This window comes from Citrobacter amalonaticus (assembly GCF_037053465.1).
In the GTDB taxonomy this organism is placed as follows: domain Bacteria; phylum Pseudomonadota; class Gammaproteobacteria; order Enterobacterales; family Enterobacteriaceae; genus Citrobacter_A; species Citrobacter_A amalonaticus_H.
The window spans coordinates 196,044-209,941 of record NZ_JBALIF010000005.1; the positions used below are offsets into that span (position 1 = coordinate 196,044).

The 13,898-nt window shown below is 54.9% G+C and carries 12 protein-coding genes and 1 tRNA gene; 8 read left to right on the plus strand and 5 right to left on the minus strand.

The features are described 5' to 3' along the window. Window positions 1-81 precede the first annotated feature (81 nt). The 4 genes from WB371_RS10590 to WB371_RS10605 form a co-directional block, all read right to left on the minus strand. Window positions 82-158 (minus strand) — tRNA-Pro (locus WB371_RS10590). Window positions 159-249: 91 nt separating this feature from the next. Then, window positions 250-1,941, minus strand: a complete 1,692-nt coding sequence (gene eptB / locus WB371_RS10595) for a kdo(2)-lipid A phosphoethanolamine 7''-transferase (protein WP_336220020.1) — start codon at window positions 1,939-1,941, stop codon at window positions 250-252. Window positions 1,942-2,202: 261 nt separating this feature from the next. Continuing rightward, window positions 2,203-3,405, minus strand: a complete 1,203-nt coding sequence (locus WB371_RS10600; RefSeq protein ID WP_336220021.1) for an MFS transporter — start codon at window positions 3,403-3,405, stop codon at window positions 2,203-2,205. A gap of 230 nt (window positions 3,406-3,635) precedes the next feature. After that, window positions 3,636-4,337: an autotransporter outer membrane beta-barrel domain-containing protein gene (locus WB371_RS10605; protein ID WP_336220022.1), complete on the minus strand. Its 702-nt coding sequence runs from the start codon at window positions 4,335-4,337 to the stop codon at window positions 3,636-3,638. A gap of 157 nt (window positions 4,338-4,494) precedes the next feature. Here WB371_RS10605 and tag point away from each other — a divergent pair, with 157 nt between their 5' ends. Together tag and WB371_RS10615 are read left to right on the plus strand one after the other, a co-directional pair. After that, window positions 4,495-5,079 carry a DNA-3-methyladenine glycosylase I gene (gene tag, locus WB371_RS10610; RefSeq protein ID WP_336220023.1) on the plus strand — a complete coding sequence of 195 codons (585 nt, stop codon included), beginning with the start codon at window positions 4,495-4,497 and terminating at the stop codon, window positions 5,077-5,079. Continuing rightward, the gene (locus WB371_RS10615; protein WP_336220024.1) at window positions 5,054-5,485 is read left to right on the plus strand and encodes an N-acetyltransferase; all 432 of its coding nucleotides are present in this window, start codon (window positions 5,054-5,056) and stop codon (window positions 5,483-5,485) included. Before tag ends, WB371_RS10615 begins: the two co-directional genes overlap by 26 nt. Here the strand turns inward: WB371_RS10615 and WB371_RS10620 are convergent. Continuing rightward, the gene (locus WB371_RS10620) at window positions 5,463-7,787 is read right to left on the minus strand and encodes a molybdopterin guanine dinucleotide-containing S/N-oxide reductase (protein ID WP_336220025.1); all 2,325 of its coding nucleotides are present in this window, start codon (window positions 7,785-7,787) and stop codon (window positions 5,463-5,465) included. The two genes, WB371_RS10615 and WB371_RS10620, sit on opposite strands and share 23 nt — an antisense overlap. 153 nt (window positions 7,788-7,940) lie before the next feature. Between WB371_RS10620 and WB371_RS10625 the strand changes: the two genes are divergently transcribed. The 6 genes from WB371_RS10625 (at window position 7,941) to ghrB (ending at window position 13,858) form a co-directional block, all read left to right on the plus strand. Beyond that, entirely contained in the window at window positions 7,941-8,603 is a 663-nt protein-coding gene (locus WB371_RS10625) for an OmpA family lipoprotein (RefSeq protein ID WP_336220026.1), read from the plus strand. A gap of 101 nt (window positions 8,604-8,704) precedes the next feature. Beyond that, window positions 8,705-9,721 (plus strand): LacI family DNA-binding transcriptional regulator, encoded by a 1,017-nt coding sequence (locus tag WB371_RS10630; RefSeq protein ID WP_336220027.1) that lies wholly within the window; start codon window positions 8,705-8,707, stop codon window positions 9,719-9,721. Between the two features lie 100 nt (window positions 9,722-9,821). After that, window positions 9,822-10,571: a sugar phosphate isomerase/epimerase gene (locus WB371_RS10635; protein ID WP_336220028.1), complete on the plus strand. Its 750-nt coding sequence runs from the start codon at window positions 9,822-9,824 to the stop codon at window positions 10,569-10,571. Window positions 10,572-10,574: 3 nt separating this feature from the next. Then, window positions 10,575-11,513, plus strand: a complete 939-nt coding sequence (locus WB371_RS10640; protein WP_336220029.1) for a sugar kinase — start codon at window positions 10,575-10,577, stop codon at window positions 11,511-11,513. A 67-nt stretch (window positions 11,514-11,580) separates the two neighbouring features. After that, a complete protein-coding gene (locus WB371_RS10645) occupies window positions 11,581-12,861 on the plus strand; it encodes an MFS transporter (protein ID WP_336220030.1) in 1,281 nt (426 codons plus the stop codon). 22 nt (window positions 12,862-12,883) lie between these two features. Next, window positions 12,884-13,858 carry a glyoxylate/hydroxypyruvate reductase GhrB gene (gene ghrB / locus WB371_RS10650; RefSeq protein ID WP_336220031.1) on the plus strand — a complete coding sequence of 325 codons (975 nt, stop codon included), beginning with the start codon at window positions 12,884-12,886 and terminating at the stop codon, window positions 13,856-13,858. The last annotated feature ends 40 nt before the right edge of the window (window positions 13,859-13,898 follow it).

Consider the following 13,898-nt stretch of genomic DNA (forward strand, 5'->3'; position numbering starts at 1 on the left):
TCGAACCTCTGCCCCCGGAGGTTCTCATCCTCTTAAGCAACAGATGCAAAAAAGCCTGCTCGATGAGCAGGCTTTTAAATTTGGTCGGTGATAGAGGATTCGAACCTCCGACCCCTTCGTCCCGAACGAAGTGCGCTACCAGGCTGCGCCAATCACCGAATGCGGGGCGCATCTTACTGCTCAGGTGCGCGCCCGTCAATCCCTTCGTATCAAAATGCCCTTTGATCGGCGAGAAAGTCGTCAGACCGCTTACCGGGCGACGGCTTTCTGTCCGTCAGGAACATGACACCAGTTATTGTTCTCGTTAATTCCGCCATTTGGCGAGGTGTAACCGAGACAACCCATGATCGTGTCATACAGCTCAACGTGACGGCGCGGCACTTTCATTTCCGCTTCCTTCTTCAGATGAGCGAACGCCTGCGCATTTGCCGGATTCTCCAGATATTTATCCGACATCCACACCATCATCGGTACGCGGAACTGCTCCGGCGGCGCCATTTTACGCGGCGTGCCGTGCAGGTGCTCGCGCTCGTTGATCGACTCACCATGATCGGCGGCATAGAAAATAATGGCCTTCTTATCACGCACCTGATCAATCACCTTATCAATAAAGTGGTCGACATACGTGACCGAGTTATCGTACGAGTTAATCATCAGATCTTTCGGGCACTTACGATCGACGGCATAGCACTCCGGTTTCCACTGGGCGAACTCACGCGGGTAGCGCTGAGTATAATTGTAATGCGAGCCCTTGGTGTGCAGCACAATCAGATGCTTACCCTGCGGGTTTTCCTGAAGCGAACGCTCAACTTCATTCACCAGCAGCATGTCATCCACGGCTTTACCCCGGTTACGCGGCTCAGCGGCGATCTGCTCGCGGTAGGCAATGTTGTCAGCCATTGTATTGCTGTAGAACCACATCTCGCTTTGCATCGCATAGAGATCAGAGCTAAAACCTAACTGCTTGAGCACCGCAAAGACGTTTTGCTCTTTCAGTGTACGCTGTTGGTTATCCTCCGCTCCCCCCTGACGCACAAACATGCAACGCAGCGACAGTTTCGTCGCGGTATCGCAGGAATAGCCGCGATACATCACCAGGTTTTTCTCTTTAGCGAGCTTCGGCGTCGTGTCGCGCTTATAGCCCAACATACCCATATGATCCCAACGTGTGGTTTCACCAATGATAAAAATCACATACGTGTCGTCCAGATTTTGTGTCGGGGTATAGGTAAATTTCTTCGCCGGGTTGATAAGCGATTTGTTATCAGACGACTCATCCACCTGCGCCCAGGCATACAGGCCCAAAGCAGACAGCCAGTTTGACGGCAGATAGGAGTTCGCCAGTACGCCGCCGTAACTCGGCATATCGACACCGGCAATACGATCGGCACGCTTTTGATGCATCTCCAGAAGACGAATTGGCACCCAGACCAGCAGTCCCGCCATCAGTACAATCAGCGCACTGCGCCAGCGCACTTTTGGCGTGCATAGCTGACGCCAGAACGTGTCCGTACTACGGTTAAACCAGATGAAGATCAGTGGGATAATGCTCACACCAATGAGCCAAAGAATAAACGTCCAGCCAACCACCTCTTTCGAGAGGTCAATATCCGTCGTCATAACCGAGGCCACAATACCGTAGCCAATCATGACGTTCATAAAGGTCATGTAATAACTTGCGCCCGCTGAAATCAGCACCAGCAGCGACGCCAGAATACGCCAAATGACTCTGCCAAAGAGCGACAGGAGACGTAAAAAGAAGAATGTTGCCAGCACTGTGCCAGCCAGTTCAACGACCGCGGAGATTCCATTCCAGAGGGTGAAGTCTTGCGCGTAACCGTCAAACCGACGGAAGTAAACCGCGCCATTCATAAACAGACCGATATAGATCGCAAGCAAAAAGCTCAGCTTCTGCTGCGACATCGACGTAATGTATCTCATGCAAACAAGCCCTGAAAATCGAGGGGTTAACAACGCCTGCGCAACGGCAACATCTGCCGGGCAGGTGAAATTGCGAAGGTAGTCAGATATGAAAATCGACACGCGCGGCTAAGTAGACCACAAGCCGAGGTAAAAGTGGCAGCAGAGAGTGTGATCGAAGGAGATTTTTACAAAAAATCAAGTTTGAACGCGAGTCATTCAAGACAAATATAACAAAAAAGGCCAGCTCATCGGCTGGCCTGTAGATAATCTTGCCGGGTATCAGGCGCGTGCCATTTCCAGCACGTCGCGTTTCGGCTGACGAATGGTTGTGGAGAGCGCCAGCGAAAGAACCAGCAGAGCAAAGATGACGCAGAAGGTGACGTGGAATCCCCCAAACAGTGAGGCGATGATCGAGCCGCAGATACTGCCAATCCCGAATCCCAGATAAATCACACCGTAGTTTTTCGCCAGATTGTTCAGGCCAAAGAACTCGCTCACCAGTGACGGGAATACCGTTATGGTTCCGCCGAAGTTAAAAGCAACGCAGGCAATGGCTGCAAAGAAAGTCAGGGCGTTCAGCGGCGCGAACAGCAGTGCAGCCATTCCCACCAGCGATACCACCTGACCAAGAGTGATGACCCGAATGCGGGCAATCTTGTCTGAGAGGATACCCAGCACCAGACGACCAGACAGGTTCGCGACAGAAATAACGGTCACCGCGTTAGCCGCAGATGCCACATCCATATGCGCCAGCCCCTGAGCGATATCTTTCGCCACGCCAATCACATACAGTCCGCTCATGCATGCCGTCAGGAACATCACTGCCAGCATCCAGTACTGCGGTTTACGCATGGACTGCGCCAGGGTGTAGTCATTATCCATAACGCCATCATGCGTTTGCACTTCCTGATCCGGTGCATCTTTCATCAGCGTAGCGCCGAAGACGATCATCACCAGTACGATCGCGCCCCAAATGACAAAGGTATTTTCCAGACCCACCGTCGCCAGCAGTTGGCTGTCGATAAATTTGAAGCCCAGGCTTCCCAGACCGTAAGAGCCAATGGCAAAGGCGGAGATCAACCCTTTACGCTCCGGGAACCATTTCACGCAGTTTGAAAGTGTTAACAGGTAACCTGCGCCATCGGCAAGCCCCACCAGCACACCTGCGCTCAGCCACAACATCATCAGGTTATTGGCATGAGCGGTCAGAAAGAAGCCCAGCCCGAGCAGGATACCGGACGCCATCGTGACGCGTTTAACACCAAAACGCTCCTGTAATTTCCCGGCGACAGAGGAGGAAATCGCCAGGCCTAAACTCAACAGGCCGAAAGAAAAAGCAACCCGGCTGACGGGCTCATCCAGTTTCGCGGAAAGCACGCCATTAAACAGGCTCCAGGTATAAACAGAACCTAAGGCAAATTGTGTAATGATGGTACCGATAAGAGTCAACCAACGAGTGTGCTGAGAGGATGCGGTTTTCATGGCACTATTCCTGCATAAAAAATAGGGGAAATTCTCTGCCAACAACCATAACGAAATGCATTTTATGCAGGGAGAAAACGGCATGAAGTGCCATCAGTACGGAATGAAATGCCTGGATTATGGAAGGAATGACGAGACAAATTTTCATTGACGCAATTTTTGCCCCGTCAGTTAGCGCATACTATCACCACAGATACTGTTATCACTGAGTTTAAATTGTAAACCGCAGGTTAAAATCTGGCGCTCACCCCCATTGTGTAAAGGTAGTCGGTATTGTTGGTGGTGTTTTCAGCCTGAGAGAGCGCCGCATACGCCGCCATGTGGGGATTAAGCAACATATCCGCGCCGACGGTGACGTCCAGCCAGTTACTGTCCTGAGTGGTGGCCGACATACGACTGAGCCCTGACTGTGCCTTCCAGACATTGTCACCAAACTGTTGGTTATAGCTGATTTGCGCCCACGGCCTCACATCGCCAAATTGCGAATTCACCCGCCAGCCCAGTGTACTGACGCTGGCGTGCCACAACGGATCGGTCGATTGATTCACCACGCTGTCGCCAAATTCGTTGTAGATTGAAGGCGCGGAACCGTCGTAATGCAGCGCGGCGACAGGCCCTGTGGTTACCGCCCCTGAAACGGGAAAATTCCAGCCCAAACTCATACCGCTGGTCGCCTCAGTGGGTGAAGTATCCGCCAGGTTTACCGTCAGTCCCGGCACATTTTGTGTGTTCCGGATGCGTTCAGCCAGAATATCGTCATAGCGCGGTTGGTGATCGCTGTCCCATGTATAACGTTCCGCTGTATATCCCGGCGGGTTATCGACGATATATTCTTGCTGCCAGGCACGGGCTGTGTTGATGTAAAGCGAACAGGCCATGACGCTCGCCAGAAAAATGATCTCCCGGCGACCACTGCGTTTTTTTATCATCATCAATGCGACTCCAGAAGAGAGCCGAAATCGGCGATATTATTGTCATTGTTTTTAGGGATGACAGGCGAAAGCCCTTAATTAACTATTGTCTTTTTCGCTGGCGCGTCAAGCCTCCCGGAACGATATTTTTAAGACCAGTCAAAGAGCGAGGGACAGTATGGAACGTTGCGGTTGGGTCAGTCAGGACCCGCTTTACATTGCCTACCATGATAAGGAGTGGGGCGTGCCCGAAACCGACGGGAAAAAGCTGTTCGAAATGATCTGTCTGGAAGGTCAGCAAGCAGGTCTTTCGTGGATTACCGTACTCAAGAAACGCGAAAATTACCGCGCCAACTTTCACCATTTCGATCCGGTTCGCGTGGCGGCGATGCAGGAAGAGGATGTGGAAAGATTGCTGCTTGATGCAGGCATTATTCGTCATCGGGGGAAAATTCAGGCCATTATCGGTAATGCCCGCGCCTGGCTGGCGATGGAGCAAAACGGCGAACCGTTTGCCGACTTCGTCTGGTCTTTTGTCGACAATCAGCCGCAAATCACCACTGCCGCGACGCTGGCGGAGATCCCAACCTCTACCCCCGCCTCGGACGCCCTGTCAAAAGCGTTGAAAAAACGAGGATTCAAATTTGTCGGCTCGACCATTTGCTACTCCTTTATGCAGGCCTGCGGGCTGGTCAATGACCATGTGACTGGCTGTTTTTGCCATCCGGGAGGGAAACATGATTCGCGAGTTTCACCATTCTGACATGGCGCCGCTGCTGGCGCTCTGGCTGGAAAGCACTATTCACGCTCACCCTTTTATTCCTGAACGCTACTGGCATGAAAGCGAAGAGATCGTGCGCGATGTCTATCTGCCCGCCGCCAGAACCTGGGTCTGGGAAGAAAAAACGGCGCTGAAAGGGTTTGTCAGCGTTATGGATGAGCGCTTTTTAGGGGCGCTGTTTGTCGCTCCGGACAGGTTAAGAAGGGGGATTGGCAAAGCGCTGGTGCAACACGTACAACAGCGCTACAGTGCGTTGAGCCTTGAGGTGTACCAAAAAAATCAGAACGCCGTGAATTTCTACCATACGCTCGGTTTTCGCATTGAAGACAGCGCATGGCAGGAAGAGACACAGCATCCTACCTGGATTATGGGCTGGCAGGTGGATTAAAGGCGGTCAGCGCCAGTGCTGGTCCGCTGTATTTTTCCAGCCACGCCAGCGCCGTGTTTCCCGCACACCCATTTCCCAGACGTGAGCTGGGCAGGTCTTTGGTCAACACATTCACCGCACCGTTTTTACAAATCCCCCCTGCCGCCGGATCCAGATCCGGCCATGCGCCTTCATGAATGCAGATCACGCCCGGTTTGATCCCCTCGGTCACTACTGCGCCTGCAAGAATCTGCCCTCGGTGATTCCAGATGCGCACCGTATCACCGTCGCGGATCCCCCGCGCCTGCGCATCCTGCGGATGGATCGTAACGGGCTCCCGGTTCGCCACCGCGTACCGTTCACGCAACTGGCTGTAGTTAAGCTGGCTGTGCAGACGATGCGCCGGATGGGCCGACAAAATCTGTAGCTGCCCCGGCTCGGCATTGCCGTGCCACTCATCCGGTTCCAGCCATGTCGGGTGCCCGGGGCAATCCCTGTAGCCGTAACGGGCGATTCGCCGCGAGTAAATTTCTATCTTGCCGCTGTCCGTTTTCAGCGGATGCGCGTTCGGGTCACGGCGAAAATCGGCAAAACGGATAAACTGTGCGCTGGCGGGGTTTTCCGGCATTTCAATCAGTTGATTGGCATCCCAGAAGTCAGTAAACGGCGGCAACGTGACCTGCTGGCTGGCCCCGCGCTGCGCCGCGATGGTGTAAAACGTTTCCAGCCATTCCCGTTCACTTTTCCCTTCCGTGAAACGTTGATATCCCCCCGGCTCCCAGCGCTCACTGAGTTCGGCAAAGACATCAAAATCATTTCGCGCTTCGCCCTGCGGCGGCACGACCTGCTTCATTGGCACCAGATGCTGGTTGCTGTAATCACCGGTCATGGTGAGATCGTTGCGTTCAAAGGAGGTGGTCGCTGGCAGCACAATATCGGCGTGCTTCGCGGCAGCGGTCCAGACGCATTCAGAAATCACCACCAGTTCCGGTTTTTGCCAGGCGCGAATCAGGCGATTGGTATCCTGATGATGAGTGAAATTCGCGCCGCCCGCCCACCAGATGAAGCGGATATCCGGGAAGTGACGATTCATCCCATTGTGCTGATACGGCGCGCCGGGGTTTTCCAGCGCTTCAACGATACGGGCGACCGGAATTTTCTCCACCGCGTCGGTTCCCCCCGCAAGCGTTCCCTGCATTGACGGTAGTACCGCCGATCGGCGCGTCGGATTACCGCCGTTAGCAAAGTGGTAGGAGAGACCAAAACCGCCACCAGGCGTGCCAGTCTGACCCAGCATGGCGGCCAGCGTAACAATCATCCAGTGTTTTTGCTCGCCAAACTGCTGGCGCTGCATGCCCCATCCCGCCATCAGCATGGTGGTATTGTGATGAAACAACTCCGCAAGCTCGCGGATTTTCGCTGCCGGCACCCCGCAGATTTCCGCAGCCCATTCCGCCGTTTTGCTTATACCGTCGCTCACGCCCAGCAGATAATCGGCAAAGACCTCGTAACCCGTCGTACAGCGGGCGAGAAACGCCTCGTCATGCCAGCCATTTTCCACCAGCGTATGGGCAATACCGAGCATCAACGCCACGTCAGTACCCATATGCGGCGCAATCCACTCCATCCTGTCGCCAAAGAAATCCACTGTTTCCGATCGCATGGGATCGATGCAGATCAGCCGTTTTCCGCTATTACGCAAGGCGTCAAAGTAGTGGATCCCCTGCTCATCGGAAGCGTTCCAGGCGATTTTCAGCGTATTCAGTGGGTTGGCACTCCACAGCACCACCACATCGCTGTGTTCCAGAATGAGTGGCCAACTGGTCTGCTGCTGGTAGACCTCACTGCCGCCGACCACGTAGGGCATGATGGCCTGCGCCGCACCGGTTGAATAGTCTCCCAGGTGCCCGGTATAGCCGCCCGCCAGGGCCATATAGCGTTGTAGCAGCGTCGCCGACTTATGCAGAACGCCGTTGGAACGCCAGCCATAGGAACCGGCAAAAATGGACGACGGTCCATAGGTCTCGCGAATCCGTTGATGCTGACGATGAATAAGCGCCAGCGCCTCATCCCAACTGACACGAACAAACTCATCCTGCCCGCGCACGCCCTGTGGCTGCGCTGGCGAGGCAAGAAACCCTTTTCGCACCATCGGATAACGTACCCGCGCTTCACTGTGTACCTGATCACGCACGACGCTTTGCAACGAATTAGGATAGGCCGTGGGCAGCGCACCCCGGGAAGAGATCACCTTTTCGCCGTCGGTTTCGACAAGAATGGGGCCCCAGTGGGCGGCGGTTAACACCGTGTTGTGCGTCTTCAAGACAGGCGCTCCTGCAGATGGGCTGATGTATTACGGTGCTCAATGTTACTTACAAATTTCAGAGAGTTCCCTGGAATTTTCTTCATCTTCACACGTCATAATCAACCGCCACGATCGTTGTGGCAAAAATAAGAAAGTCATTAAGGAATTAAGATGAAGAAACGTGTTTTAGTCATTGCCGCGATGGTGAGCGGTGCCCTGGCGGTTTCTGGCTGCACCACTAACCCGTACACTGGCGAGCGCGAAGCGGGTAAATCGGGTATTGGCGCGGGTATTGGTTCGCTGGTCGGCGCCGGTGTCGGCGCACTCTCATCGTCGAAGAAAGATCGCGGTAAAGGCGCACTGATTGGCGCAGCGGCAGGAGCCGCGCTCGGCGGCGGCGTCGGTTATTATATGGACGTGCAGGAAGCGAAACTTCGCGAGAAAATGCAGGGAACGGGCGTAAGCGTGACGCGAAGTGGCGATAACATCATTTTGAATATGCCTAACAACGTGACCTTTGACAGCAGCAGCGCAGCCCTGAAACCGGCTGGTGCGAATACCCTGACCGGTGTCGCTATGGTGCTGAAGGAATACAATAAAACCGCCGTTAACGTTATCGGTTATACCGACAGCACTGGCGGGCAGGATCTGAACATGCGTCTGTCGCAACAGCGTGCAGACAGCGTAGCCAGCGCGCTGATCACCCAGGGCGTTGCCGCCAACCGCATCCGTACCAGCGGCATGGGCCCGGCGAATCCAATTGCCAGCAACAGCACGGCAGAGGGTAAAGCTCAGAACCGCCGTGTCGAAATCACCTTGAGTCCGATTCAGTAACGATTGAGCCGGGTGGCGACGACGTCTTGCCGAAGGGTAAGCGTAGCGCCACCGGGCATTTTCGCGCTAAGGTATGCTCACCCAAGGCAAGGAAATCAGCGATGAGCAAATCAACACGCCCCACCATCAGTGATGTCGCCAAAGCGGCAAAAACCGGTAAAACCAGTATTTCTCGCTATCTCAACGGTGAAAAACACCTGCTTTCTGATGCCCTGCTGGCACGTATTGAAAAAGCGATTGCGGATCTCGACTATCGCCCAAGCCTGATGGCCCGCGGGCTGAAGCGAGGACGCACTCGCCTGATTGGTCTGATCATCGCCGATATCACCAACCCCTACTCTGTCAATGTGTTAAGCGGTATCGAAGCCGCCTGCCGCGAAAAAGGGTTTACCCCGCTGGTCTGTAATACCAATAACGAAGTGAACCAGGAGCTCCATTACCTCGATCTGTTACGCAGTTATCAGGTAGAAGGCATTGTGGTTAATGCGGTGGGAATGCGGGAAGAAGGGCTGAATCGCCTGCAACAATCCGCATTACCGATGGTGCTGATTGACCGAAAAATCCCGGATTTTGCCTGCGACGTCGTGGGTCTGGACAATACGCAAGCAGCGACCACTGCCACCGAACACCTGATTGAACAAGGTTTTGAAGCCCTTCTGTTTCTCAGCGAGCCGCTGGGGATGGTTAACACTCGCCGTGAGCGACTGAGCGCCTTTCGTGCCACCCTGGCAAGGTATCCGGGTATCGTCGCCGAAAACGCCGAGGTCCCGCTCAGCGAAAACACACAACTGGACAACACGTTACGCCAGTTTCATCAGCAGCATCGCGGGATGCGTAAGGCGGTGATTTCCGCTAACGGCGCGCTCACCTTACAGGTTGCCCGCTCACTGAAACGCATTGGTCTCAACTGGGGCAGCGACATCGGCCTGCTGGGGTTCGATGAACTGGAATGGGCTGAGCTGGCAGGTGTCGGTATTACGACCATGAAACAACCGACCTGGCAGATTGGTTATGCCGCGGTCGAACAGGTCGTACGCCGGATTGAAGGCGGTAACGACGCCATTCATGAGCAGGTTTTCTCTGGTGAACTGATCGTTCGCGGCTCCACAGCCCGTTAATTTTCCTTCGTGATGGTGATCATAATTTCAGCACAGGGTACTTTTCTTTGGAACCGGTTCCATCTAGCGTAATAAAAAAAGCGTTAGATTCGGAGTTCCCATGGAAAGAAAAATTATGGTCGTCACCGCCGCTTATGGCTACGACACCGTCCGCGCTGCAGGCGGGCAAACCGCGATGTTACCAATCATCGCCAGCGCCGGTGCGGATGGGGTGGAGATCCGCCGTGAAATGTTTACGGATGCGGAACTCGCCACGCTGACCACGCTGGCTTCCGCTATTGAACTCTTCGATTTACTGGCCTGCTATTCCGCGCCACAACCGTTGTTTATGGAAGACGGCAGCCTCAATCCGCAGCTCCCGTCGCTGCTCCAGGAAGCACAGACGCTGCGCGCGCTGTGGCTGAAGGTGTCGCTGGGCCATTTTGCGAATGTAGAACAATTCGATACCCTGCGCGACTGGCTCGAAACCAGCGGTATGGCGCTGGTCGTCGAAAATGACCAGACCGCCTGCGGGCGTCTCAAACCAATGCAATGCTTTAACACAGCATGTCAAAAACATGCACTACCCGTTCAGTTGACCTTTGATATGGGCAACTGGTTGTGGGTGGGTGATTCGCCGGAAGAGGCCGCGCACCAACTGGCCGCCTCTGTTGGCTATGTTCATGTCAAAGCCGCGACAGAACATCTTGAGAGCTATCGCGCGATCCCCCCGGATAATGCCGATCCACGCTGGTTCAGGCTGCTCAACCTGTTGCCCACCGACGTTCCGCGCGGCATCGAATTTCCGCTGGAAGGACCCGATTTGACGGTTGTCACCCGCCGCTACGTCGACTTATTACGTAAGGAGTAAGGCATGAAGAATTCACTGGATGTCATCACGATTGGCGAAGCGATGGCGATGTTTGTGGCGACACAGACCGGCGACCTGGCCGACGTGGAGCGGTTCATCAAACGCGTCGCCGGTGCAGAACTGAACGTCGCAACCGGCCTGGCGCGGCTCGGTCTGAACGTGGGCTGGGTGAGCCGCGTTGGCAATGACAGCTTTGGCCGCTTTGTTCTTAACTCGCTGAAAAAAGAAGGGATTAATGCCCAGGGCGTGACGGTTGATGAGCGCTTTGCAACCGGCTTTCAGCTTAAATCTAAAGTTGAAAATGGAACCGATCCCATTGTGGAATACTTCCGTAAAGGCTCCGCGGCCAGCCACCTTTCCATTGAGGACTATAACGAAACGTATTTCTCAGGCGCTCGCCATCTGCACCTGAGTGGCGTGGCGGCAGCGCTCTCCGCCAGTTCATACGAACTGCTCGCCCACACCGCACGCAGTATGAAAGCGCAGGGCAAGACGCTCTCTTTTGACCCCAATCTGCGTCCGGTGCTGTGGAAAAGTGAGGCAGAGATGGTGGAGAAGCTGAACCGCCTCGCGTTCCAGGCCGACTGGGTGTTGCCTGGACTTAAAGAGGGAATGGTATTAACCGGACAGCAGACACCGGAAGGGATTGCTGATTTTTATCTTCGCCACGGTGTGAAAGCCGTGGTGCTGAAAACGGGCGCCGACGGTGCCTGGTATAAAACCGCTGAGGGAGAAAAAGGCAGCATTGCCCCCGTGAAAGTGGACAACGTGGTCGATACGGTTGGGGCCGGTGATGGCTTTGCAGTAGGCGTGATCAGCGCCCTGCTGGAAGGTCGCTCGCTCCAGCAGGCCATTACTCGCGGCAACAAAATTGGCGCACTGGCCATTCAGGTCCAGGGCGACAGCGAAGGCTTACCCACACGTGACGCGTTAGGTGAATAACGTTACGTAACGATAACAGCCCCCTGTACCCTACAGACAGCGGCGGCAAAAACCACAGAGGTTGACTATGGCAAGCTCAACAAATGCAGCAAAACGCTGGTTGTACATCATGCCTATCGTGTTTATCACGTATAGCCTGGCCTATCTTGACCGCGCAAACTTCAGCTTTGCGTCTGCCGCGGGGATTAACGAGGATCTCGGTATTACCAAAGGGATTTCGTCTCTGCTGGGCGCCCTGTTCTTCCTGGGTTATTTCTTCTTTCAAATCCCTGGTGCGGTGTATGCCGAACGCCGAAGCGTGCGCAAACTGATTTTTGTCTGTCTGATTTTATGGGGCGGCTGCGCGTCGCTGACCGGGATGGTCAGCAATATCCCGGCACTGGCGGCGATTCGCTTTATTCTCGGGGTGGTGGAAGCTGCCGTGATGCCCGCGATGCTGATTTATATCAGCAACTGGTTTACCAAATCGGAGCGTTCTCGCGCCAATACCTTCCTGATCCTCGGCAACCCGGTGACAGTGCTGTGGATGTCCGTGGTTTCCGGTTACCTGATTCAGGCGCTCGGCTGGCGAGAAATGTTTATCATCGAAGGGGTTCCCGCCATTCTGTGGGCATTCTGCTGGTGGGTACTGGTGAGGGACAAACCGGCGCAGGTCGGCTGGCTGAGCGAATCGGAAAAATCAGCGCTGCAGACGCAACTCGAACAAGAACAACAGGGCATTAAAGCAGTACGCAACTACAGCGAAGCTTTCCGTTCGCGTAACGTGATCCTGCTGTGCCTGCAATATTTCACCTGGAGCATTGGTGTCTACGGCTTCGTATTGTGGCTGCCGTCCATCATCCGCGAAGGCGGCTCGAATCTGGGAATGGTCGAAGTGGGCTGGCTCTCTTCCGTACCGTACCTTGCCGCAACGGTGGCGATGATTGTCGCCTCGTGGGCCTCGGATAAACTGCAAAACCGTAAGCTGTTTGTCTGGCCATTGCTGCTGATTGCCGCCTTTGCTTTTATCGGTTCCTGGGCCGTCGGCGTCAATAACTTCTGGGCCTCTTATACCCTGCTGGTGATCGCCGGCGCAGCGATGTACGCCCCGTATGGCCCGTTTTTCGCCATCATCCCGGAGATGCTGCCACGCAATGTCGCAGGCGGCGCAATGGCGTTGATCAACAGTATGGGTGCGCTGGGCTCGTTCCTCGGCTCCTGGTTTGTCGGTTACCTCAACGGCGCTACCGGCAGCCCGTCAGCCTCGTACATTTTCATGGGGGTGGCGCTTTTCGCCTCAGTATGGCTAACTCTGATTGTTAAGCCTGCTAATAATCAGCACCTCCCGGTTGGCGCACGCCACGCGTAAACTTTCACTCACGGAGAGCCGCATGAAGCCGTCCATTATTCTCTACAAAGCGTTACCTGATGATTTACTGCATCGCCTGAAAGAGCACTTCATCCTCACGCAGGTGCCCAACCTGAGCCCGCAAACGGTTGAACAACACGCGCAGGCCTTTGCCAGCGCCGAAGGTCTGCTGGGCTCCAGCCAAACCGTCGATACCGCATTGCTGGAGAAAATGCCGAAGCTTCGAGCGGCATCAACCATCTCCGTGGGCTATGACAATTTCGATGTCGATGCGCTGAATGCCCGTAATGTGCTGCTGATGCATACCCCCACGGTGCTGACAGAGACCGTCGCCGATACGGTCATGGCGCTGGTGCTGTCAACGGCACGCCGGGTTGTGGAGGTCGCCGGGCGCGTGAAGGCTGGCGAATGGACCAAAAGCATTGGCCCTGACTGGTTTGGTACAGATGTTCACCATAAAACGTTGGGTATCGTCGGGATGGGACGTATTGGCCTTGCGCTGGCGCAGCGCGCCCACTTCGGCTTCAGCATGCCGATACTTTACAACGCACGACGCCGCCATCAGGAGGCGGAAACGCGCTTCAACGCCCACTACTGCGATCTCGATACGCTGCTGCAGGAATCCGATTTCGTCTGCCTTATTCTGCCGCTGACAGATGAGACGCATCATCTGTTTGGCGCAGAGCAGTTCGCCAAAATGAAATCCTCCGCCATTTTCATTAATGCCGGACGCGGCCCGGTGGTCGATGAGAATGCGTTGATCGCCGCGCTGCAAAACGGAGAAATCCACGCTGCCGGTCTGGATGTGTTTGAGCAGGAGCCGCTGCCGGTTGATTCGCCGCTGCTGTCGCTAAGCAACGTGGTCGCTGTGCCGCACATTGGTTCAGCGACGCATGAAACCCGCTACAACATGGCGTCCTGTGCTGTCGATAACCTGATTGATGCGCTGCAAGGGAAGGTCGAGAAGAACTGCGTAAATCCGCAGGTGGCGGGATAACAAAACAGCCGGGAAGCGTTCTCGCTTACCCGGCCACGTC

Coding starts and splice junctions, on each gene's coding strand:
- eptB (WP_336220020.1), bottom strand. CDS start 1,941: ATGAGATACATTACGTCGATGTCGCAGCAGAAGCTGAGCTTTTTGCTT.
- WB371_RS10600 (WP_336220021.1), bottom strand. CDS start 3,405: ATGAAAACCGCATCCTCTCAGCACACTCGTTGGTTGACTCTTATCGGT.
- WB371_RS10605 (WP_336220022.1), bottom strand. CDS start 4,337: ATGATGATAAAAAAACGCAGTGGTCGCCGGGAGATCATTTTTCTGGCG.
- tag (WP_336220023.1), top strand. CDS start 4,495: ATGGAACGTTGCGGTTGGGTCAGTCAGGACCCGCTTTACATTGCCTAC.
- WB371_RS10615 (WP_336220024.1), top strand. CDS start 5,054: ATGATTCGCGAGTTTCACCATTCTGACATGGCGCCGCTGCTGGCGCTC.
- WB371_RS10625 (WP_336220026.1), top strand. CDS start 7,941: ATGAAGAAACGTGTTTTAGTCATTGCCGCGATGGTGAGCGGTGCCCTG.
- WB371_RS10630 (WP_336220027.1), top strand. CDS start 8,705: ATGAGCAAATCAACACGCCCCACCATCAGTGATGTCGCCAAAGCGGCA.
- WB371_RS10635 (WP_336220028.1), top strand. CDS start 9,822: ATGGAAAGAAAAATTATGGTCGTCACCGCCGCTTATGGCTACGACACC.
- WB371_RS10640 (WP_336220029.1), top strand. CDS start 10,575: ATGAAGAATTCACTGGATGTCATCACGATTGGCGAAGCGATGGCGATG.
- WB371_RS10645 (WP_336220030.1), top strand. CDS start 11,581: ATGGCAAGCTCAACAAATGCAGCAAAACGCTGGTTGTACATCATGCCT.
- ghrB (WP_336220031.1), top strand. CDS start 12,884: ATGAAGCCGTCCATTATTCTCTACAAAGCGTTACCTGATGATTTACTG.